This window comes from Chlorobaculum thiosulfatiphilum (assembly GCF_006265165.1).
Lineage (GTDB): Bacteria > Bacteroidota > Chlorobiia > Chlorobiales > Chlorobiaceae > Chlorobaculum > Chlorobaculum thiosulfatiphilum.
On sequence record NZ_VDCH01000008.1, the window covers coordinates 1 to 22,069 of the forward strand.

The following is a 22,069-nucleotide window of genomic DNA, read 5'->3' on the forward strand; positions in this document are numbered from 1 at the left end:
TCGGAAGCCGCCAGTCGTTTCCTCACGGCGAGCGACTCACGGAAAGCGTTGAGAGCGCCGTCGAGATCGCCCTGGTCGCGGAGCACGTCGCCTTGATCAACGATAAGCCTACAATTGTGATGGAGCCAAAAAGGCATTTCCCTGTTTTCAGAAGGAAGCGTTTCAAGCCAGTCGGCGACGGAACTCAAAGCGCTGGATACAAGGTCAAGCCGTCCCAACTCCTCCAGCCGGTCGGCGATAGCGTAGAGGAGCGGGTTCGCCAGCGCCTCCCAGTGGTTGTGCTGGCGGTCGGCGCGGAGCAGCGCTCCGGCATGGTTCAGGAGAGCGGTGGCGTCACTGAGTTTGCTGTTGTTTTCGGAGGGGTTCAGCGCTTCGGCAAGCGCATCGCGCAGCCAGTGAGCGAGCCGGTCGCCCAGCGCGGCTTCAGGGCTTTGAGCATCGCGAGCGAAACGGTAGGCCAGCACATGGGTGAAGCGCCAGTGGCCGCTCTCCGCAAGGCGGAAGAGGCCGCGCTGGACAAGGCTTCGGAGGTGTTCGCGGAGGCGGTTTCTGCCGGCATCGCCGGATTCGGCAAGGCCGGTCGCCGCCGCCATCGCTTCGAGCAAAAAGGGGGTGGGGGCCAGCAGGCCCGCTGCGGCGAGCATGAGCTGGCCGGTCTCATCAAGGCCGCGAATGCTGCGCTCGTAGAGCCAGTGGAGTGTTCGTTCGGCCTGCCGGGGGTCACTGAGCAGCGGCAGCCCTTCGGCCTTCCAGCCGCGAATCAGTTCCGCAGGCTCTTCGTCATCGCGCACGAGGAGGTTGCCAGCCCAGTTGAGGGCAAGCGGGTGGCCTTCGAGCAGCTCCAGTACGCTTTGCCGGATTGCCGGGTCAAGAGGCCGACTCGCCGTGAGCGAGTCGAAGAGGCGGGCCGACTCGTCGGGTTGGAGCGCCTCCCTGAGTTCGATGCTCTCCGACGCCGCCGACTGGGTGCTCAGGCGGGTAAGCAGCAGGTGGCGGCACTCGTGGGAGAGCACGCCGAGCAGCTCCGGCATGGTTGTGCGCTCCTCCTCGCCGTCGGCCTCTTCGCCCCCTTCGATGACGAGCAGTACCCGGCGTACGCGGAAAGCTTCGGTGGCCCGGTCGCGTGCCGGAGCGTTGTTCATGAAATCGTAGCCTTGCAGGCGGTTGGCAAGGGCGTTCCATGCCGGTTCGGCACGACCGTGAAGGGCGTAGAGGTCGAGATAGAGAATGCCGTCAGGAAAGGGCGTTGCGTCGAGAGAAGCACGATTGGCGCCGACAATTTCCGCGAGAGCGCTCGCCGCAAGGGCGGTCTTGCCGAGGCCCGCAGGCCCGACGACGGCGGTGTTCAGCCCGGCGCGCAGGCGCTCGGTGAGCTGCTTCAGCTCTTTGTCGCGCCCCGTGAAGTGTTCAGCCAGGGGCGGGAGTTCGCAGGGGATTCGCATCTTTTTCTGCGCGCCAAACGAGCCGTGATCGATTCTGATGACGGTTTCATGCACGACCGGTAACGCTGCGGCAGCGCCCGACGAATTGCTCGTCAATGCGCCTGAAGCAGGAGAGCGGGCTGCGAGCACGTTGTTTATCAGGAGATTCCTTGCCGAATCACATACCTGCGCGCTACGGTCACGCGGTTTGGAGATGGAGAGGTGATCCTCGTCGAGCCCAACCGGTTCGGAGCCTGTGCCCGGATTGGCCGATGTGGGGTTCACAATGGGCAAAACTCCCCGGACGCTGCATAATTCGTAATAGGTGGCTGTTTTGATTCCGAGCGCTGGTGCATGGTTCTGGTACCAGCCATAGAGGTCGCGAAGGTGAGCATCATGCAGGCGAAGCTCTTCGATGCTGACGGTGCTGCCAAAAACCCCTCGAAATGTATCAACAAGCGTGGCAAGCTCAGCCCCGGCGTGAGGCGTGGCGAGGAATAGAACGGCTCTCGACTGTTCGGCAACCGCTTTCTTATGCGGATCAGGGGATTCGCTGGCTTTGCGAAGCAACTGTTTCACCAGCAGGCCGCCGAGGCTGTGGCCGATGAACATGAGAGGGCGTTGGCCGAGACCCTTCTGGGCCATGCGGTCGAGCACCTGAAGCGCCCGGTCGGGCAGGGCCATCGTGTGCCCGGAATCGTTAGAGCCGAGGCCAAACAGACGCTTGAATCGAGGCCACCGCGACGGACTGGCCGCATAATTGAGCGACCAGACACCAACCTGCGGAAACTCGTCGCCCAGCCAGTGCGGCCAGGAGGTCGAGTCATCCTTTCCGTAACGCCAAGCGCCAAAGGCGTCGTCACCCAAGCCGTGGACGAAGAGCACATCCGCCTTGCGGTTGGTCTTGTCACAGCCGGAAATTGGAATCAGCTCACTCATGGTTTATTATGCAGGTCAATGATCGGTGATTTATCGATGCTATGGGAGCCGTTGTTCGGCATTGTTGACCAACCTTTAGTATTCGCGTAGTGCCGCATTCTTTTGAACGTAATTTACTCAAGCGTCATGAGTGCGCAAAGCGGAGTATGTATTCCGCTGTTGCGTGAAACCTGAGAGCAACGAGGCATATCTGACAGATCCGTCCGATCAGTCAGCAAACAAAAAAAGCCGCCCTTTTTCAAGGCGGCTTTTTTTCGTCGATCCTTCGTAAAACCGGGGATCAGTAGCGGTAGTGTTCGGGCTTGTAGGGGCCTTCGACCGGGACGCTGATGTAGTCGGCCTGCTCCTGGGTGAGCGTGGTCAGCTTGACGCCGATCTGGCCGAGGTGCAGGCGGGCCACCTCTTCGTCGAGCTGCTTGGGCAGGCGATAGACATCGACCGCGTAGTCGTTCTTCCAGAGTTCGATCTGGGCGAGGGTCTGGTTGGTGAAGGAGTTGCTCATCACGAACGACGGGTGGCCGGTGGCGCAACCAAGGTTCACCAGACGGCCTTCGGCCAGCAGGTAGATGCAGCGGCCATCCTCGAAGACGTACTTGTCAACCTGCGGCTTGATGTTGATCTTCGTCGCGCCCTTGAAGTTGTTGAGCGCATCGACCTGGATTTCGTTGTCGAAGTGGCCGATGTTGCAGACAATCGCCTCGTCGGGCATCTGCTTCAAGTGTTCGAGGGTGATGACATCCTTGTTGCCGGTGGTGGTAACGTAGATGTTGCCCTCTTTGATGGCCTCTTCCATGGTGGTGACTTCAAAGCCCTCCATCGCCGCCTGCAATGCGCAGATCGGGTCGATCTCGGTGACGATCACGCGAGCGCCGTAGGAGCGCATCGAGTGGGCGCAGCCTTTGCCGACGTCGCCATAGCCGAGCACGACGGCCACTTTTCCGGCGATCATGACGTCCGTGGCGCGCTTGATGCCGTCAGCGAGCGACTCGCGGCAGCCGTAGAGGTTGTCGAACTTCGACTTGGTGACCGAGTCGTTGACGTTGATGGCCGGGAAGAGCAGTTCGCCCTTTTCCATCATCTGGTAGAGGCGATGCACGCCGGTGGTGGTCTCCTCGGAGACGCCCTTCATGTCGGCAGCAACCTTGTGCCAGCGCTGGGTGTCTTCGGCGAAGACGTCCTTGAGCTGCTGGTAGAGAGCCTTCTCTTCAGCGTTGCCGGGAACCTTGTCGAGCAGCGAAGGCTCGTTCTCGATCTTGTAGCCGAGGTGGATCATCAGTGTCGCGTCGCCACCGTCATCGACAATGAGGTTGGGGCCAAGGCCGCCTTCGAATTCGAGAATCTGGCGGGTGCACCACCAGTACTCGTCGAGGGTCTCGCCCTTCCAGGCGTACACCGGCACACCGGCGGCGGCGATGGCCGCGGCGGCGTGATCCTGCGTCGAGAAGATGTTGCAGCTCGCCCAGCGCACGTCCGCGCCGAGTTCGACGAGCGTCTCGATCAGGACGGCGGTCTGGATGGTCATGTGCAGGGAGCCAGCGATGCGGGCGCCCGCGAGCGGTTTCTTGCCTTCGTACTTCTTGCGCGTAGCCATCAGGCCCGGCATCTCTTTTTCAGCGATTTCGATCTCTTTGCGGCCCCATTCGGCGAGCGTTATATCGGCCACCTTGTATTGGAGCACTGCGGCTTCAGTTGTCATGATGTGTGTTTTTTGTCAGTTGGTTCGGAACAGGGGAAAGCCCCTGCAAAACGCGTTCGCAGAGGCTTTCAAAGGATTTATGGATCAGAGGCCGAAAGCGGCTTTCAGCTCGCCGACCTTCTCGGTCTTTTCCCACGGGAAGATGTCGCGGCCGAAGTGACCGTAAGCGGCGGAGTCGCGGTAGCACCAGCCGTGCGGGCGGTCGAGGTTGAAGCGGCGGATGATGGCCAGCGGGCGAAGATCGAAGATCGCCTCGGCTTTTTCCTGAATCTGCTCGTCGGACAGGCCGTGCTTGCCGGTGCCGTGGGTGTTGATGTAGATCGAGACCGGACGGGCCACGCCGATGGCGTAGGAGACCTGCACGGTGCACTTGTCGGCCAGATCAGCGGCAACGATGTTCTTGGCCACGTGGCGGGCTGCGTAAGCCGCGCTGCGGTCAACCTTCGACGGGTCTTTGCCGCTGAACGCGCCACCGCCGTGCGGAGCTGCGCCGCCGTAGGTGTCCACGATGATCTTGCGGCCGGTCAGACCGGTATCGCCGTGAGGGCCACCGATTTCGAAGCGGCCGGTCGGGTTGATGTGGAACTTGGTGTTCTCGTCGATCAGCTCGGCGGGGATCACCTTCCTGACGACGTTCTCGATGATGTCGTTCTTGATGACCGCCTGGAACTCGGCTTCGCTCATGCCTGCCGGCTCGGGATCGTGCTGGGTGGAAACAACCACGGCATCGACGCGGGCGACCTTCTCGTCAACGTACTCGAGCGTGACCTGGCTCTTGGAATCGGGGCGGAGGTAAGTCATGATCTGGCCAGCCTTGCGGATGTCGGCCAGAACCTTCACGAGCTGCTGGGCGAACTGGATGGCGGCAGGCATCAGCTCCGGGGTCTCGGTGCAGGCGTAGCCGAACATCATACCCTGGTCGCCGGCGCCGACGCGGTCGAACTCGTCAGCGATCTCTTCCTTGCGATCCACGCCACGGTTGATGTCGGGCGACTGCGAATGCAGGGCGGAGAGGACACCGCAGGAGTTTGCGTCGAACATGTATTCACCTTTGGTGTAACCAATCTCGGTGATGGTCTTGCGGGCGATAGTCTGAACATCCACAATGCCTTTGGTGGTGACTTCGCCGCCGACGATCACCTGTCCGGTGGTGACGAAGGTTTCGCAGGCGACGCGGGAGTTGGGATCCTGCTTGATGAATTCGTCGAGAATCGCATCGGAAATCTGGTCGGCTACCTTGTCCGGATGGCCTTCTGAAACTGATTCGGAGGTAAAGAAGTACCTTGATTGTGACATAGTTTCCCTTTCGGTTTTTTGTTAATCGAACGACAAGAACGGCAGGCGTCCGGCGGGTTGCCGAAGCGGTATTCTCGTGAAGGTGAATGTCGTGAAGGGACAGACGGGACACGGGAAGCCTTTCGGCAAGCTCCGGGGACGAATCCCGCAAGAGAGCTTTTGGCACCGTGTCCATAGGTAATGGGGATGCCGGAAAATCAGCAACAAATGTACGAATTGGCGTGATGCGATGCAAAAGTTTTGTGCTCTTTTGGGGAAAAGTAAACGGTGTGGACGAAGGGGACGATATGGACGGAAGAGGGGCGGAATTGTTAGCGGGGAGTTTACAATTCGGGGGCGGGCAATGGTTTATCTTTTCGGGTGAATTTGGCGTTTTGCAAAGCAACTGAAAGTTACCATGAGCATCGGTCGTTTGTTCGGGAAATCGGGCGCGGTTTTCGCGCTGTTCGTGCTGCTTCAGTTTCCGGCGGCGGCATGGGCGGAGCCGTGGAAGTTCGGCGTGATGGGCGACACGCAGTGGACATGCGCCGATCCGTCGGGGCAAAATCCGCGCACCGTGCCGGTTTCGATTATCGGGCAGGTGAACCGGCAGTTCATCGATGCTGGCGTGAAGTTCGTCATCCAGGTTGGCGACCTGAGCGACGACGGCAAGGAGGTGTCCGAGGAGGTTCGCGTCGCAGCGGCCCGGCCGCTCATCGATGCCGGGATCGGATTCTTCGCCTTCCGGGGCAACCACGAGGCTCAAAAGAAAAACGATAACGGCTACGGCGCACCCGGCTTCCGGCAGCGCTACCGGCAGACTCGCGATGGCGGTTTCAGAAAAACGGACGGCAATTCCTTTATCGTGGGTTCGAACTTCAGCAGCCCGGTCGAGGTGAGCCGCGATCTCGACGGCTTGAGCTACTCGTTCGATTGCGGCGACGGCGAGGAGCGCGCCCGTTTCGTCATCATCGACAACTGGCCGCTGCCGGGCCGCCTGGTCGCCAATTCGACGCACTACCCCTCCGGCTGCACCGTCGCCGACCAGCAGCCGTGGATCGGCGAGCGGCTCGACCGCCGGACACGCGGCGCGGCGCACACTTTTGTTCTGTCGCATCAGCCGCTCATCGGCGCGGGGCATCAGGACACGCTCTTCAGCGGATACGCCAACGAGCATCCGGAGTGGCAGAACGCATTTTTCGAGAGCCTGCAAGACAACGGCGTCCGCCTCTTCATCTGCGGTCACGACCACATCCACCAGCGCTCGCTCGTCACGAGTCCGGACGGCAAGTCGAAGGTCGAACAGCTCATCGCCCAGTCGGTCAGCACCAAATTCTACACGCCGAAAGTTCTCGACGACGCCAAATGGTTCGGTCAGAAAAGCCGCGAGATTTCGATTTCGCAGGAGCACGAGGCGGTCGGCTACTATATCTTTACCATCGACGGCCCGACGGTGACGGTCGATTACTGGGCCGACGAGGACGGCCACTGGCAATCCGACGCCGCCTATCCGCAAGGCGCGGGCCGTCCGGACACCGGCGTGACGCCGCAATTTCATTTCGTCAAAAAAGAGCACTGGAGCTACAGCCTGAACGGCAAGCAGTTCCTCGTTGCGCAGGGGGCGAGTTATACAGTGGTGCGCGATGGGCGCGATGGGCGCGACGGCAGCGAGGCCCGGGTTCTCGACGGTGTGAACGCGAGCGAGTCGCGGGACGCCAGCCTCGACACTGCTGGCGGCAAGGGACGGCCTCTGACCAAGGTGGTCAATACCGGCTGGATTGCCGCCGGGTCATCGAAGCACCGGAGCGGCAATCTGGCGACTCCCCTCTTTTTCATCAGCGGACTCGGCGAGCTTGGCGGCGACCGCGCCGACACATTCGTGCTGTCGATGAGCTACGATCCGGCGAAGATTCGTCCGGAAGCGATTGCCAGCGGGCGGTTCGGCCTCGTGACGCGGGACTCCGCCAGGCGGTGGATCAACGCGGTCGAGGCCAACAGCGGCGGAACGGCAACCTTTATCGACGGGCCGTGGAAGCGGGGTTACGCCCTCGGTTCGCACGGCATCGACCGCAAGCATCAGTGCGCCTGGGCGGTAATAAACCACGAGGGCGCTTTTGCCGTGGCGAATTTTTCTGCACATTGAAGCTCAAGCCCTGGCCGTCAATTCAAGAAAGGCTAACTGAAATGGAGGTCTGATAACCGGAATGTCCTGCAACCGGAGACAACCATGCTTCTGCAAAAATCCAAAGTTCTGGTGCTCAACGCGAGTTACGAACCGCTGAGCATCTGCGACGCCCGCAATGCCGTGCTGCTGCTCTTCTGCGGCAAGGCGATGATGGTCGCCAGCCATCCGGAACACCGCATCCACACGGTGACGAAGAGCTATCCGCTGCCGAGCATCGTGAGGCTGATGGTTTACGTGAGAATCGATTACCGGAGCGCTGTGCTGAACCGGAAAAACCTCTTCATGCGGGATGGATTCAGGTGTCAGTATTGCGGACGCAAGGATGAAACGCTGACGGTCGATCACGTGATTCCGAAATCACGCGGAGGCGAGGATGCCTGGGAGAATCTCACCACCGCCTGCAAGCCCTGCAATACGAAGAAGGGCAACCGCACACCAGCCGAGGCGGGGATGGCAATGCTGAAAAAGCCGTGCAGGCCGAGCAACATCACGCTCATGCGCCAGCACTACCTCTCGATCTCCGACGAGTGGAAGCCCTACCTTTTCATGAGCTGACCGGCCAGCCTTCGCCAGCCGGTCGCTTGCCATCCGTTCAGCCCATCCGTATTTCCGAATAGTCGCCAATGTTCAGCTCGTGCCCCATCGCCGAAACAAGGGCGTTGTTGCCGACGATCGACCGGTCGAGCATGATGTCGCTGACCTGCGATTTCTGGCCGATGATGGAGTTCATGATGATGGAGTCCTTGACGACGGCGTTCTCGGCGATAGTGGCGTTCGGGCCGATGATGGAGTTGGTGACGGTGGCGCTGTCGGCGATAAATACCGGAGGGTTGATAATGCAGCCGGGCAACGATTTTTCCTGATGATTTTTGTGCAGGAGCACCTCGTTGGTCGAGAGGAGCGTTTCGGATTTGCCGCAGTCGTACCACCCCTGCACCGGAAAGGTCGAGAAGGGTTCGCCAAGATCGATCATGTGCTGCAAGGCGTCGGTAAGCTGGAATTCGCCTTTGGTGCGGATGTTATTGGCGATGATGTGCTCGATGCTGCTGAAGAGCGTTCCGGCCCGATGGAGGAAATAGAGACCGACAAGGGCGAGATTGCTGACCGGCTCTTCCGGTTTTTCGACGAGCCTGACGATCCGGTCGCCCTCGGTGACCGCCACGCCGAAGCGGCGCGGATCTTCGACCTCCCTGACGCCGAGCGATGAAACGGAGCTGCCGAGCACAGGCATGAGATCGACATCGAAAATGGTGTCGCCGAGAATGATGAAGAGCGGTTCGTCATCCAGGACATTCGGCCTGCACATATGGACGGCATGGGCAAGACCGAGCTGCTCCGACTGGGTGACGAAGGTCAACTTGATCGAATAGTTCGAGGTGAGATACTCCTCGATCTTGCTGCCGAGATAACCGACGATGATCACCGCCTCATCGATTCCCGACTCAATGAGCTTGTCCATGATATGACCGATGATCGGCTTTCCGGCGACGTTGAGCAAAACCTTCGGCTGAGAGAAGGTATGAGGACGAAGCCGACTGCCGACTCCGGCAACAGGAATGATAGCTTTCATGCCAGGGGTTGTTTTGGTTGACTGTATATATTCGAGTGAATTTACTTTAATAACAGGAATTTATCATCATCCGGAAGTCCGGGAAACTTCGCCGTTCAACAGAGTCCGGCGAGTGCAATTCAAGCGAGCGAAGCGCTTGGGGCGCGGTTTTCAGGACGGAAAAGATCATTGTGACATGATGGTGAAATCATCATGGAAAAAAGCTGAAATGCTTTATCTTTTGCACTGGCCGGACTCATAACGATCGTTATTGAATAAGCGCCGGTCGATTCAACGATTCACCTCCGTCAGGCAATCATGGCAAATGAAACGCTCAAGATATCGGAACAGTCAGGCGTACTGCCAATTGCTGGCGACAGGATCGTGCTGATCACCGCCCGCGGCTCCGGACGCTGGATACTTCCCAAAGGATATATCGAGAAGGGCATGAGCCCCGCCGAATCCGCGGCCAAGGAGGCCTGGGAGGAGGCGGGCATTATCGGGAACGTCCAGCACGAACAGATCGGCGCCTACTCGTACCGCCGCCCGTCTGGCATCTTCTCGGTCAAGATATTTCCGTTCGAAGTCGAATCTCTGCTTGACCAGTGGGAAGAGATGCATGTGCGCCAGCGTCGCCTGGTCTCCCCCTCGGAAGCCATCAAGATGATCTGCCACAAGGAACTCAAGAGTCTCGTAAGTGATTATATTGTTAATCGTTTCGATCTTTGATCCATCGTTTTCCGTTCTTTTGGCGGAGATTTTTTCCATGAAGAAATTCTGATAATTTTGTTTGGTTATTTCTGCCTGTATCGTATATTATGAGCCTTCCGTTAAGACGGGGCATGGCGCAGCTGGTAGCGTGCCTGCTTTGGGAGCAGGAGGTCCCGAGTTCGAGTCTCGGTGCCCCGACCATGGAGAGCTGCGACAGGATTATGTGCCCGTAGCTCAATGGATAGAGCATCAGCCTTCTAAGCTGAGGGTTACAGGTTCGAGTCCTGTCGGGCATACAGGAAGAGGATTTTTCGCTTTTCATGGTGATTGTAGCTCAGGTGGTTAGAGCGCCAGGTTGTGGCCCTGGAGGTCGGGGGTTCGAGTCCCCTCATTCACCCCGGTTCTGAATGGGCTTCCGCAACTTTCGGGAAGCATTCTTTTTTTGATTGATTGGCCCCATCGACTAGTGGTTAGGTCATCACCCTTTCAAGGTGGTAGCACGGGTTCGAATCCCGTTGGGGTCACAACATAGCTCCGATAAACTTCGCGGTTTTGAGTTGAGTTCAATATATACGCTGGTTTTCAAGCTCTGTGCTGTTGCAGGTTCAGAGCTTTTTTTATTAGGTTGCGGCATCTCTGAACATCGCTGGCACTATCGATAACGCGGTACTGGCTGGCGCTCCATCGAATCGGCATCGCATCGTTCCCGGCGATTTTCCGAGATGCTTTTCATGAAATGCATTGCATAATACCCGCCCATGAAAATCTCCGTCAACTGGCTCAAGGAGTTCATCCCCTCGCTTTCATCCGATAGTTCCGGACTTGTCGATCACCTGACCTTTCTCGGCCTCGAAGTCGAAGAGGTCGTCGAGCAGAAGCTGCCCGACGAGAAGGTGCTCGTAGGCAAGGTCGCCGAGGTCAGGCCCCACCCTAACGCCGACCGGCTGCGCATCTGCATGGTCGATACCGGCGAGGGCGAACTGCGGCAGATCGTCTGCGGCGCACCGAACGTCGAGGCTGGCATGATGGTGCCGGTCGCCACCATCGGCGCCGAGCTGACGACCGTTTCCGGCGAAAGCTTCACCATCAAGCCTGCGAAAATTCGCGGCGAGCACTCGTCCGGCATGATCTGCGCTGCTGACGAGCTTGGCTTGTCCGACAATCACGACGGCGTGATGGTGCTCGACGAGGGGTGCCAGGTGGGCCAACCGCTTGCCAGCTACCTCGAAACCGACACGGTGCTCGACATCGCCGTGACACCGAATCGCCCCGACGCGCTTTCGCATCTCGGCGTGGCGCGCGAGCTGGCCGACTGCCACGAAATTGTCTATCCGCAAGCGCCGGTGATCGAGTTCACGCGCGGCGGCGGCCTCGTCGAGGTACGGGACGAGGAGGCTTGTCCCTACTACACGGCCACGATCATTCGCGGCGTGACGGTCGCCCCGTCGCCTCGCTGGCTGGCCCGCCGTCTCGAACAGATCGGCCTGCGTCCGAAGAACAACATCGTCGATATCACCAACTACATCCTGCACTCGTTCGGCCAGCCGCTGCACGCTTTCGACTATCACCTGCTCGCCGGCAGCCGCATTATCGTGCGTAGCGACGCCAGCGCCCCCTTCATGGCGCTCAACAATGTCGAGTACCAGCTCCAGCCAGGCATGGCGGCCGTTTGCGATTCGCGGGATCCGGTGGCCATCGGCGGGGTCATGGGCGGCCTCCACTCGGCGGTCACCGAAAAGACGACCGACATTCTGCTCGAATCTGCGTACTTCAACCCGGCATCGATCCGGAAAACCGCCAGGCAGCTCCAGCTCTCTTCCGATTCATCCTACCGTTTCGAGCGCGGCGTCGATCCGTGTAACGTGAAACGGGCCGCAGAATACGCCATCGCCCTGATTCTTGAAATCGCGGGTGGCAAGGTCGATTCCGCCGAGGCGTGGGGCAGCATGCCGACCACGCCGAGGATCGTGACGCTCAGGCCCAGGCGCGCCAACGCGGTGCTCGGCAGTTCGATCAGTGCATCCGAAATGGTGCGACTGCTCGAAAAAATCTGCATCAAGGCGGTTTCGCAGGGCTCGGTTTCATCCGACGCCGACCAGATCGCCTTTTCGGCGCCATCGTTCCGGGTCGATATCGAACAGGAGATCGACCTGATCGAGGAGGTCGCCCGCCTCTACGGCTACAACAATCTGGAGCCAGCATCCGCGATGGTTTCGAGCTATCCGGTCAGCCGAAAGACACCCGAATATTTTCCCGATTACCTGCGCGACATCATGATCGGCCTCGACTTCCGGGAGGCGCTCACCAACCCCCTGATCCGGAAAACCGAGGCTGAGTGCTTCAGCTCAATGGCGGTCAGCGCGCTCAATCCGATCAGCGAAGAGCTGGAAGTGCTCCGCCCGAACCTCGCCCCCTCGCTGCTCAAAGTCACCGGGCACAACATGCGGCACGGCAATCGCGACCTTCGGCTCTTCGAGGTGGCGCACGGTTTCGAGAAGCTGCCGGAGAGCGAGCGCCGGGGAGAGGGGCCGCTGTCGGCATTCCTTGAAAAGGAGCTGCTCGCGATGGTGATAACCGGACGGCGTGAACCAAGAAGCTGGAACCGTCAGGATGAGAACGTCGATTTTTACGATCTCAGGGGTGCGGTGGAGATGTTGCTTGAGAAGCTAAATTTACTTGAAAAATCAGCATTCAATATTTATAATGAGCGGACGATTGGTATTGAAATCACCTCGACGCAAAACGGGAAAACTTCCGTTCTGAAGGCGGGCTCGGTTCAAGAGGTCAGCAGGGAGACGCTCGATGCTTTCGGTCTCGATCAGGATGTGTATCTGGCCGAGCTGGATGTCGCGGTACTGGAGCGTTGTTTCGAATCAGGCGTGGTCTATGAACCGCCGTCGAAATTCCCCGTGGTCGAAAGAGACCTCTCATTTGTGCTCCCCCGTCACATACCGGCCCGTCGCCTGATCGATCTCGCCAGAGCGAGCGATCCCTTGGTCAGATCGGTTCGGATTTTCGATGTTTTCGATCGGGTCGAAGCCGAGGGAGAATCCCCGACGCGAAGCGTGGCAATATCGCTGGAGCTTGCCGACAGGTCGGGAACGATGAACGAAGAGGCAATCAGCGCGGTCATCTCGAAGGTGAGTGACAATGCCAAAAGTGAACTTGGTGCGGTAATTCGGCAAGTTTGATTCAGTCCGGTTTTATGGATGCAGCAAACGAGCATAATGATCAGCAGTTGCTTGCGGGCCTCGAAGAGAATGTCGCGAGGCTTGTGGAGCAGCTCTCCGAATGCCGGAAAGAAAATGAGTTGTTGAAATCTGAGGTTTCGAGCCTCCAGAACATATTGCGGTCATTCAAGCTGCCAGGCACCGAAGGGCCGGAGGTACAGGTGGCAGTCACTTCAGGCGATGGATTCTCCTACGCCGAAAAGCTTCAGATCAAACAGAAGCTGGTGATGGTCCTGCAAAAGATCGAGAGGGAACTGAGGGGAGAGAAAGCCGGATTTTGATGTCCATGGAAAAGATCAACGTCAATGTATATGGCGACAACTACCCGCTGAGGGTAGAGAACAGCGAACTGACCGGAAAGGCGGCCAAAGATGTCGATGGCGTCATGAGACGCTTCGCGGCCAAAGCTCCGGATCTGGAAGCCAAAAAGCTGGCTGTACTGGCCGCGGTCCAGTTTGCTGAAAAAAAGAACGAACTGGAGGAGGAGTTGTCGCAACTCAGGCAGAAAATGGCTCATATCAATGATTTTATCGAGCAAAATTTGCGTTAAAGGGTTACATTGAAGTCAGACGAAATATCCGCACCACTGCGAGAGGTGTTTTGTAAGTAAAAGAACTAACAGGACAGAACAGGGAACCGAACTCTTCTTTTTGATTGCAGGCCTTGCTGTCTGGCGGCGACGAGCTGCTGGCATCGGCGTTTTTCGAGGCGCCGCATTGGAAGCAAAAAATCTGAAGGTGGCCCCCACCGTGATTGAACGGGTTCTTGAATCTTACACATCTCTTGCGGGTGCGGGTTTTTTTTGTTCAATTTTGAAAGACCGGCCTCGTTTTGGCCGGTTGAAAAAGGAGGTTAGTTAATGGGGATCGTCATAAACCTGTTTCTCATTATTGCGGCATCCGTCATCTTTTTTGCGGTTGGATTCTACATCGGCCGGATTTTTCTTGAACGTATCGGCACCACCAAGGTGCTCGAAGCCGAGGAACGCGCCGTTCAGGTCGTCCAGGAGGCCCAGAAGGAGGCCAACGATTACAAGGAGCTGAAGGTCAACGAGGTGAACCAGGAGTGGAAAAAGCGCAAGCGTGAATTCGACAGCGAAGTAACCATCAAGAACAACAAGTTCGCCCAACTGCAGAAGCAGATCCGCCAGAAAGAGGTGACTCTGAACAATCAGATGCGGGATGTGAAGGAGACCGAAAAGAAGCTCCAGGATCAGAAAGAGGAACTAAAGCATCTGACCGACAACGTGCAGAATCGCTCCGCCGAGCTTGAAAAAATCATCTTCGAGCAGAACCAGCGCCTTGAGAGCATCTCGAACCTGACCGCCGAAGAGGCCCGCCAGATGCTCATCGACAACATGATCACGAAGGCCCGGGAGGAGGCGACCGAAACAGTCCACCAGATTCACGAAGAGGCCACGCAGAAGGCCGACCGGATCGCCGAGAAAATCATGCTCACGGCCATCCAGCGCATCTCCTTCGAGCAGGCTACCGAAAGCGCCCTGTCGGTGGTGCACATCCAGAGCGACGAACTGAAGGGCCGCATCATCGGGCGTGAAGGCCGCAACATCAAAGCTTTCGAGAACGCAACCGGCGTGGACATCATCGTTGACGACACTCCCGAGGTAGTCATTCTCTCCTGCTTCGATCCGCTCCGCCGCGAAATGGCGAAGTTGACGTTGCAAAAGCTTCTCGTTGACGGCATCATCCATCCGGTTGCTATCGAAAAGGCTTATCAGGACGCGAAGAAAGAGATCGAAGATGTCATCATCTCCTCCGGCGAAGAGGCGATCTCGTCGCTTCAGATTCCCGACATGCCTGCCGAGATTGTCGGCATGATCGGCAAGATGCGATTCCATACCGTTTACGGCCAGAACCTGTTGCAGCATAGCCGCGAAGTAGCCATGCTGGCCGGTCTGATGGCCGCCGAGCTGAAGCTTGACGCCAAGCAAGCCAAGCGCGCCGGTCTGTTGCACGACATCGGACTGGTGCTTCCTGAAACCGATATACCTCACGCCTTGGCCGGCATGGAGTTCCTCAAGAAATTCAACATGTCACCGGTGGTGCTCAACGCGATTGGCGCCCATCACGGCGAGGTCGAGAAGGCATCGCCCATTGCCGACCTGGTCGATGCGGCCAACGTCGTTTCGCTCTCGAGGCCGGGCGCTCGCGGCGCGGTCACGGCGGAAGGCAACGTCAAGCGCCTCGAAAGCCTCGAGGAGATCGCCAAAACCTTCCCCGGCGTTCTCAAGACCTACGCCCTGCAGGCAGGCCGCGAGATCAGGGTGATCGTTGAAGGCGACAACGTCAGCGACTCCCAAGCCGACGTCCTTGCCCACGACATCGCCAGCAAGATCGAGTCGGAAGCGCAATACCCCGGCCAGATCAAGGTGACCATCCTGCGCGAAAAACGCTCGGTCGCCTTCGCGAAGTAGAAGATGAGGCTGCCTCGACAGCAAAGACGAGGCAGCCTCTGCCGTTTCCCCCAATCAAGCCTCCCCCACCAGTAATTTCCACACGGGCAACAAAGTGGGTTTTTACCCCGCCTGCCTGACTATGTTGCGGGTCATTGCTCCAAGCCACATCCCGATTTCCACTTTTTGCAGTCCTCGCAACCGGAATCACCTGAATTTTCAACCTCTTTTGGAAGAACAGCTCGTATAGGTCGTATAGGACTTATACGACCTATAGGAAGGAATACAGCAAAGAGGATTTTACTCGCTTGCAACCGCTCTCTCCGCGACCGCCTTCAGCAGCGCTTCGTACCGGTCGATGAGCGCCAGCGGAGCGGTGTCGGCGGCGGCGGGGTGCTGGAAGACAAGCTTCATCTTTTTTTCGTGCCTGAACTGCGGGTGGTACTCTTTGAGCGCACCGTCCTGCAATGCTACGATCAGGTTCTTGAAAAAGGCGCTGTCGTAGAACTCCTTGTCGTCGTCCGACGGCAGGAAGATGGTGGCGACCGATGGCTGGAGGTCGATCTTTTCGAGACCGAGCGACGAACCAAAGTGCTTCAGACGGGCCAGGGCGAGCAGGTTCCGCACCTCCTCCGGCATCGCGCCGAAGCGATCTTCCAGCTCCCTGGCGATGTTCCGGAGCGCCGCGTCGTCAGCGGCTTTGGAAATCCGGTCGTAGCACGAGAATCGCTCCTGCGTGGCGGTGATGTAATAATCGGGAAGGAGCGCGTCGAAGAAAAAGATCATGTCGCACGGCCTCTGCGGTTTGAGCGCGGCCTTTTCGCTGTCGCTGAAGATGTGGCTGAATTCGGTGAGCTTGAGTTCGGCCACGGTCTCCTCGATCATCTTCTGGTAGAGGTCGAAGCCGATTTCGTGGATGAAGCCCGACTGCTCCGCGCCGAGCAGGTTGCCCGCGCCGCGAATATCGAGGTCGCGTAGCGCGACGTTAATGCCGGAGCCAAGCTCCGTGAAGCTCTCGATCACTGCGATGCGCTGGATCGCCTCGCGCTTGAGCGTGTGCAAGGGCGGCGTGACGAGGTAGCAGTACGCCTTGCGCTCGCTGCGGCCCACGCGCCCCCGGAGCTGGTACAAATCCGACAGGCCGAACATGTCGGCGCGGTTGATGATGATCGTGTTGGCGTTGGAAATGTCCAGCCCGGAGCCGATGATGGAGGTCGAAATGAGCACGTCGAGTTCCTGCTGCATGAAATCCATCATGACGTTTTCCAGCTCCTTTGCGGGCATCTGTCCGTGCGCCGAGGCCATGCGGGCGTAGGGCACGAGTTCGCGCAACTTGCGCTCGGTCTCTTCGAGGCTGGCGACGCGGTTGTGCAGAAAGAATATCTGCCCCTCGCGCTGGATTTCGCGGCGGATGGCTGACTGGATCGCCGCTGAATCGTACTCGGTGATGATCGTCTCGACCGGCTGGCGGTTCTTTGGCGGCGTCGAAACAATGGAGATGTCGCGCGCACCGAGCATCGAGAACTGCATGGTGCGCGGAATCGGCGTGGCCGACATGGTGAGCGTATCGACGCCGGGGAACTGGTGGCGTAGTTTCTCCTTGACCTCCACGCCGAAGTGCTGCTCCTCGTCGATGACGAGCAGGCCCAAATCCTTGAACACCACGTCCTTCGAGACCAGGCGGTGTGTGCCGATGACGATGTCCACCGCTCCGGAGGCGATGCGCTCGATGATCTCCTTCTGCTGCTTTCGCGGCACGAAGCGGCTCAGTACGGCGATGTTCACCGGAAAGTTCTCGAAGCGCCGGGCGAACGACTCGCCGTGCTGGTGGGTCAAAATGGTGGTCGGCGTGAGGATCGCCACCTGCTTTTTGCCCTCGACCGCCTTGAAAGCCGCGCGCATGGCGATTTCGGTCTTGCCGAATCCGGCGTCGCCGCAGATGAGCCGATCCATCGGCGACGGCGATTGCATGTCTTTCTTCACCTCCTGGATCGCCTTGAGCTGGTCGGGGGTCTCCTCGAACATGAAGGACGCCTCGAACTCGCGCTGGAAGATCGAGTCCGGCCCAAAGGCGAAGCCGGGCGTCATCTTGCGCTCGGCGTAAACGCGGATCAGTTTGGCGGCAATGTCACGCAATTTCTTGCGCACCTTCTCCTTTTTGGCGCTCCACTTCGAACTGCCGAGCTTCGAGAGGCTGGGCAACGAACCCTCCGACGCGGTGTACTTCGAGAGCAGATTGATGTTCTGCACGTTGACGAAGAGCTGGTCGCCGCCCTCGTACTCCACCAGCACACACTCCTGCTCCGAATCGCCCACCTGGATCGTTTCGAGCGACCGGAACACGCCGACGCCGTAATCTTCGTGCACAACGTAATCGCCCACTTTGAGGCGCTGAAGCTCCTTGAGCGAAATGCCCCGAACCTTGCGCTTGCGGTGCGTTTTGTGGGTGTGGAACTTGCCAAAAATGTCGGACTCGGTGTAGAGATTCAGCTCACCGAACGCGAAGCCGGAGTGCAGGTTGGCCGGAATCCACTCGATGGCGTCCGGCGATTTGTCGGCGTTCTCGTCGGCGATGAACTCCGCCAGCTCCTCGATTTCGCGGCGCGACGCGCAGGCGAAGAGCGGCTTCAGCCCTCGCTCGGCCTCCTCCCGCAGGCGTCCCGCAAGCAGCCGGAAGTTACCTTGCAGCCGCTGCTGTTCGCTCGAACCAAAGTCGAGGCCCTGCTTGTCGATCCGGTGGATCACCACGTGCCGGAAGCGCGGAAGCGCGGCTTCAAGCATGGCGCGGCTCGTGGCGCTCTGCATCGCGGTGGCGTCGTCGATGACGATGATCGCCGACTCCGGCAGGTAGTCGAGAATGCCGGAGTGGCTGGCCGCCGTTGCGCCATCCTGCGTGAAGCTGCCGAACAGATCGACCGACTCGATCTTCGAGGTGGAGAGCTGGCTGTCGGTGTCGAAATTCCTGAGCGAGCTGACCGTGTCGCCGAAAAACTCGATGCGCACCGGCTCGAGTCCGCCATAGCAGAAGACATCGATGATCGAACCGCGCACCGAAAACTCGCCTTCGTTCTCGACGAACTCCCGTTTCTCGAAGCCGTTGTTTTTGAGGAATTGCATCAGCGCGTCGTACCCGGCGGTGCTTCCGGCGGCGAGCGAAAAGACTCTGTCATTCGACGACTCCGCGCTGCAAACCTCGACGCCGAGATCCTCGAATGCCGCCAGCACCACCACCGGTTCGTTGCGCGACAGCTTGCCGAGCGCAGGCGAAAGCTCGTCGGCGGTGTTGCAGAGCGCCCTGCCTTCGAGCAAGAGCGGCAGGTCGTTGTCGTACACCTCCTCCGCCTCCGGGCTGCACAACAGCAGCACCGGCGCATCGAAATCCCCCGCCAGCCCGGCGGCGATGAAGGGCGCGAGCGAACCCCGGACGCCGCAGATGCTCGCCGGCCGGTGCTCTCCGCCCGCCACCGGAGTGGCGAGCGCCTCGCGCAGGGCGCGATACGTAGCCGATGCGGCGAGACTGTCGAGAACGAGGTCAACCGGCTTTTTGACGATAGTGGCGAACTGGGCTGCGGAATCGGCGGGAGCTTTCATGGAACGGCGTCAATACGGATTTTCAGGCAAACGGATAACCCTCCACGGGCAATCCGTGAAGCATACACACGAACCGCCCGGCGGCGGCATGAGTAACTGTACCTGTTCAGATTTGTACAACGCTTAATATAATAAACAGCCTTTATTCAGGAAGCAATCGCAGTGATGACGAGTAACGAGAGGCGGCAGAAATTACGCGAGAATTGTCAGCAGATGATTTCGCTCCCGTGACCGTTGCGCCCGTTACCGCGTTTCTGGACAATCGAGGCATGTTTCGGATAGCTGAGGTACTCGTCCATTTCTGCGTCAAGCACCTGTTCGATCAAAATGCTTTTTGAGCTGGTCAAAAAACCGTCCTTGTCGAACAAGGCTCACTGGCCGCCACGTTCACGCAGAAGCTGTCCGATCAACGCCTTTTGGGTATCGGATTTTTGCTCTTTCTTTTTGAGCATGGTTGTTCCTCTTTTTCCATGATAGAAAACTATTGCTGCGTCAATGGTAAACAGTTCTGAATCCTCGGTCATCGCGAGGCCGAATCTTCGTCATTTTTATTTTGGCACACCACTATAACCGGTTACACACTTTATCTTACAGACTCGTTTCGGAGCAGCATGGTCCATTTCTTGAAGAGAGATTTTTCAAAACAACGAAGGCCCGGTACTTTCCGGTTTTTCGTTATTTTGAGCTGAGTGCTGTGCAAAAAGCAATAAATTTTTCTATATGTCTGCTATTAATTTCTATAGAAATTATATTTGACACCTATGATTTGTTTTTTTTACAGGAATGAGAACATAATTTCATCTCTTCAAATCATGAAAAAAATCACCTCTCTTTTTGTCATTCTGCTGTTCGCTATCATTGCCGGATGTTCTCATCAAGCATCGAATGAGCCGGATGGCGGTGTTGCTGCGATGGTCAATGGCGTTGAAATCACCAAGCGACAGGTCGAGTATCTCTATCAGCGCTCCGCCATGCCAGGCATGAGCGAGGAACAGTCGGCCAACATGAAAAGACGCATTCTCGCCGACCTGATTCGCGTCGAACTGCTTGCCGGAAAAGGACGGGAGATGAAGCTCGACAACACGCCGGACTACAGCATGGCGCTCTATACCGCGCAGAAAAACGTGCTGGCCGGTTTTGCCGAGAAAAAGATTGCGGGTAATCAGTCATCGATTTCTGCCGATCAAGCAGAATCGGTCGTTCTGAATACGCCACAACTGTTTGCCGGGCGTAAACTGTTTGTTTACGACGAGGTGATCTTTCCCGGCGTCGATATGGCGCTACTGGAATCGCTCGATGAAATGGCGAGCGATGGAGCGCCACTCAGCCGCCTCCTCGATGAACTGAAGACAAAAAAAATCCCCTTCAACAAAACACTCATAGCCCTGACTTCTGAAAAGATTCCGTCGCAAATTCTCTCCATTCTTAACCAGATCAAGCCAAACATACCCCAGATCGTCGCGCGTAATGGCAGCAAAACATCAATGATTTTGCTGTTGCGTGATACATATCCTGCGCCTGTCGAAGGCGATCCGGCAAAAAGAGCAGCAATGTCGATGATCGCCGCAAATCAGAGAAATTTTGCGTTATCGAAAACAATGAGCGAACTGCTCGACAATGCCAAAATCACCTATTATGACGAGTATGCACAAACAGCCGAAGGCAATAAAAAGCTCTCGCCACTTCCTCACCCTGACACTAAAAAAGCAGCAAAAAAAATCCATAATAAAATATTGCTCGCTTCCGGCTTGTCTGCGTCGTTCATCCTTGCCGTCATGATGGTAACGGCAGTCATGCGAACCTTTTACAGCATGTCATGGCTTCCGAAGCTCTGGCTTGGCGCTACGACATCTTCGGATCAGGCGCAGCATTATGATATTCGCCACACAACCTCATTGCCACGTCGCCTCTATCTTTTTGGCGTGATATTGCTGATCGCCGCCGTATTGATACTCGAAGTCCTGTTCCTCTGGAACAAGCTGCCCATCCTGGCGATTCTCGCTTGCTTCGCTGGCGGAATTATCGCGGAAGTTATTGCAAGCCGCTTGCTGAATGTCGGCATCGTTCGTGGATGGTCAAGAAAAACCTACACGATCATTGCCTCGCTTCTCGCATTGATGACTCTTGTTGACGCTTTGGCGACCATCAAAATGAGTTCTCTCTGAATCGTCGGGCAGTCACCACGGCAAAGCCTCACCCCGTTTGCCAGATTCAGGGTTCAACCACGAGAAAAAAGCTGCGCTCATGGCTGAACCCTGATGGAGACAGACGAGCCTCACTCCTTGCTGCTATACGTCCGAATGCTCGCGATCGAATCGATGTCGTAATAGGTGTTGACCGACAAGCCATCGGAGTCTTCGGTCACTCTCAGAAACAGGTCGCTGATGAAAAGAACGGCGTCTTCGTACACCTTCCCCTCGTTGATCTGAAGCTTGACCCCTTTCCTGATTTTTCTCGACATGGTGCCATGCAGTGGAACTGAAGCATATTCGAGAACCTTCTCCCATGTCTGTAATGCGCTGACTGCCATAAAAGCCTCCGTAATTTTCTACAATTATGAAATTAATGCCTTTATTTATTTAGGCATAGTAGTATATTTAGCTTATTTTTTAACAATTATCAACTTTCAGCAACGAACAAGGAGACCCGATGACCCACGCCAAACCGGCAGCTCTTGCGAGGTCTTCTTTCTAAACGGAGAGTATTGAATCATGGAAACAGCATTACGCCCGCTGGGAACCGTCATGACGCTGATCGAAAAACTCGGCCATGAGGTCACTTACGCCTACGAAGACCTGGTCTTTATCAATCACAACGACTTTTTGCTGCAATTCGACGCCGCCGATCCCAATGCGCTCGACCTGTTTTTCAACACCGAGTGCGACGCCAAAGAGGCCGATGAAGTCGCCGGGCGCATGATTCCGGAAGGAATTCAACAGGGGCTGCTCATCCGCAGAAAAGGAACCTACACCATGACGGAAGCCGAGAACAACAACCTGCAAATCACCTTCAATCCCTGACGGCGACTTCGGTTATCGGAACCATTTGCGGCTGCGTTG

General features: G+C 57.5%; 18 protein-coding genes and 4 tRNA genes. 14 read left to right on the forward strand and 8 right to left on the reverse strand.

The annotated features are described in order from the left end of the window. From FGF66_RS05260 to metK, 3 genes are all read right to left on the reverse strand, one after another. On the reverse strand, window positions 1-2,360 hold a 2,360-nt coding region (locus tag FGF66_RS05260; protein ID WP_211341980.1), incomplete at its 3' end, for an nSTAND1 domain-containing NTPase. Between the two features lie 280 nt (window positions 2,361-2,640). Beyond that, window positions 2,641-4,056 carry an adenosylhomocysteinase gene (gene ahcY, locus FGF66_RS05265; protein ID WP_139456640.1) on the reverse strand — a complete coding sequence of 472 codons (1,416 nt, stop codon included), beginning with the start codon at window positions 4,054-4,056 and terminating at the stop codon, window positions 2,641-2,643. An 84-nt stretch (window positions 4,057-4,140) separates the two neighbouring features. Further along, window positions 4,141-5,352 carry a methionine adenosyltransferase gene (metK, locus tag FGF66_RS05270; protein ID WP_139456641.1) on the reverse strand — a complete coding sequence of 404 codons (1,212 nt, stop codon included), beginning with the start codon at window positions 5,350-5,352 and terminating at the stop codon, window positions 4,141-4,143. 167 nt (window positions 5,353-5,519) lie between these two features. On the opposite strand from metK, the gene FGF66_RS05280 reads away from it, so the two are divergent. The 3 genes from FGF66_RS05280 (at window position 5,520) to FGF66_RS05290 (ending at window position 8,071) form a co-directional block, all read left to right on the forward strand. Next, complete coding sequence (locus tag FGF66_RS05280; RefSeq protein WP_139456642.1) at window positions 5,520-5,741, forward strand: hypothetical protein; 222 nt, start codon at window positions 5,520-5,522, stop codon at window positions 5,739-5,741. Between the two features lie 8 nt (window positions 5,742-5,749). Continuing rightward, window positions 5,750-7,474 carry a metallophosphoesterase family protein gene (locus FGF66_RS05285; protein ID WP_139456643.1) on the forward strand — a complete coding sequence of 575 codons (1,725 nt, stop codon included), beginning with the start codon at window positions 5,750-5,752 and terminating at the stop codon, window positions 7,472-7,474. Window positions 7,475-7,558: 84 nt separating this feature from the next. Then, window positions 7,559-8,071, forward strand: a complete 513-nt coding sequence (locus tag FGF66_RS05290) for an HNH endonuclease (protein WP_139456644.1) — start codon at window positions 7,559-7,561, stop codon at window positions 8,069-8,071. 37 nt (window positions 8,072-8,108) lie between these two features. On the opposite strand, the gene FGF66_RS05295 is transcribed toward FGF66_RS05290, so the two are convergent. Beyond that, complete coding sequence (locus FGF66_RS05295; protein WP_139456645.1) at window positions 8,109-9,086, reverse strand: sugar phosphate nucleotidyltransferase; 978 nt, start codon at window positions 9,084-9,086, stop codon at window positions 8,109-8,111. 297 nt (window positions 9,087-9,383) lie between these two features. On the opposite strand from FGF66_RS05295, the gene FGF66_RS05300 reads away from it, so the two are divergent. The 9 genes from FGF66_RS05300 to rny all read left to right on the forward strand — a co-directional run bounded on the left by FGF66_RS05300 (window position 9,384) and on the right by rny (window position 15,440). Further along, window positions 9,384-9,794, forward strand: a complete 411-nt coding sequence (locus FGF66_RS05300) for an NUDIX hydrolase (protein WP_139456646.1) — start codon at window positions 9,384-9,386, stop codon at window positions 9,792-9,794. Window positions 9,795-9,901: 107 nt separating this feature from the next. Further along, window positions 9,902-9,977: transfer RNA gene (locus FGF66_RS05305), tRNA-Pro, on the forward strand. 22 nt (window positions 9,978-9,999) lie between these two features. Further along, window positions 10,000-10,072: transfer RNA gene (locus FGF66_RS05310), tRNA-Arg, on the forward strand. Between the two features lie 26 nt (window positions 10,073-10,098). After that, a tRNA-His gene (locus tag FGF66_RS05315) sits at window positions 10,099-10,174 on the forward strand. Between the two features lie 54 nt (window positions 10,175-10,228). Continuing rightward, a tRNA-Glu gene (locus tag FGF66_RS05320) sits at window positions 10,229-10,300 on the forward strand. A 234-nt stretch (window positions 10,301-10,534) separates the two neighbouring features. Next, on the forward strand, window positions 10,535-12,967 hold the full coding sequence (gene pheT / locus FGF66_RS05325) for a phenylalanine--tRNA ligase subunit beta (protein ID WP_139456647.1): 2,433 nt from the start codon (window positions 10,535-10,537) through the stop codon (window positions 12,965-12,967). A 14-nt stretch (window positions 12,968-12,981) separates the two neighbouring features. Beyond that, the gene (locus FGF66_RS05330; protein ID WP_170181224.1) at window positions 12,982-13,287 is read left to right on the forward strand and encodes a hypothetical protein; all 306 of its coding nucleotides are present in this window, start codon (window positions 12,982-12,984) and stop codon (window positions 13,285-13,287) included. Window positions 13,288-13,292: 5 nt separating this feature from the next. After that, a complete protein-coding gene (locus FGF66_RS05335; RefSeq protein ID WP_170181225.1) occupies window positions 13,293-13,556 on the forward strand; it encodes a cell division protein ZapA in 264 nt (87 codons plus the stop codon). Between the two features lie 309 nt (window positions 13,557-13,865). Then, window positions 13,866-15,440 carry a ribonuclease Y gene (gene rny / locus FGF66_RS05345; RefSeq protein WP_139456651.1) on the forward strand — a complete coding sequence of 525 codons (1,575 nt, stop codon included), beginning with the start codon at window positions 13,866-13,868 and terminating at the stop codon, window positions 15,438-15,440. 279 nt (window positions 15,441-15,719) lie between these two features. On the opposite strand, the gene mfd is transcribed toward rny, so the two are convergent. The 3 genes from mfd to FGF66_RS12620 form a co-directional block, all read right to left on the reverse strand. Then, a complete protein-coding gene (gene mfd / locus FGF66_RS05350; protein WP_139456652.1) occupies window positions 15,720-19,010 on the reverse strand; it encodes a transcription-repair coupling factor in 3,291 nt (1,096 codons plus the stop codon). 206 nt (window positions 19,011-19,216) lie between these two features. After that, the gene (locus tag FGF66_RS05355; RefSeq protein ID WP_139456653.1) at window positions 19,217-19,378 is read right to left on the reverse strand and encodes a transposase; all 162 of its coding nucleotides are present in this window, start codon (window positions 19,376-19,378) and stop codon (window positions 19,217-19,219) included. A gap of 3 nt (window positions 19,379-19,381) precedes the next feature. Further along, the gene (locus FGF66_RS12620; protein ID WP_170181227.1) at window positions 19,382-19,534 is read right to left on the reverse strand and encodes a hypothetical protein; all 153 of its coding nucleotides are present in this window, start codon (window positions 19,532-19,534) and stop codon (window positions 19,382-19,384) included. A gap of 288 nt (window positions 19,535-19,822) precedes the next feature. Here FGF66_RS12620 and FGF66_RS05360 point away from each other — a divergent pair, with 288 nt between their 5' ends. After that, entirely contained in the window at window positions 19,823-21,175 is a 1,353-nt protein-coding gene (locus tag FGF66_RS05360; RefSeq protein ID WP_139456654.1) for an EpsD family peptidyl-prolyl cis-trans isomerase, read from the forward strand. A gap of 110 nt (window positions 21,176-21,285) precedes the next feature. On the opposite strand, the gene FGF66_RS05365 is transcribed toward FGF66_RS05360, so the two are convergent. Continuing rightward, on the reverse strand, window positions 21,286-21,540 hold the full coding sequence (locus FGF66_RS05365; RefSeq protein WP_139456655.1) for a hypothetical protein: 255 nt from the start codon (window positions 21,538-21,540) through the stop codon (window positions 21,286-21,288). 181 nt (window positions 21,541-21,721) lie between these two features. On the opposite strand from FGF66_RS05365, the gene FGF66_RS05370 reads away from it, so the two are divergent. Then, window positions 21,722-22,030, forward strand: coding sequence for a hypothetical protein (locus FGF66_RS05370; protein ID WP_170181228.1), 309 nt, complete (start codon window positions 21,722-21,724; stop codon window positions 22,028-22,030). Window positions 22,031-22,069: the final 39 nt, after the last annotated feature.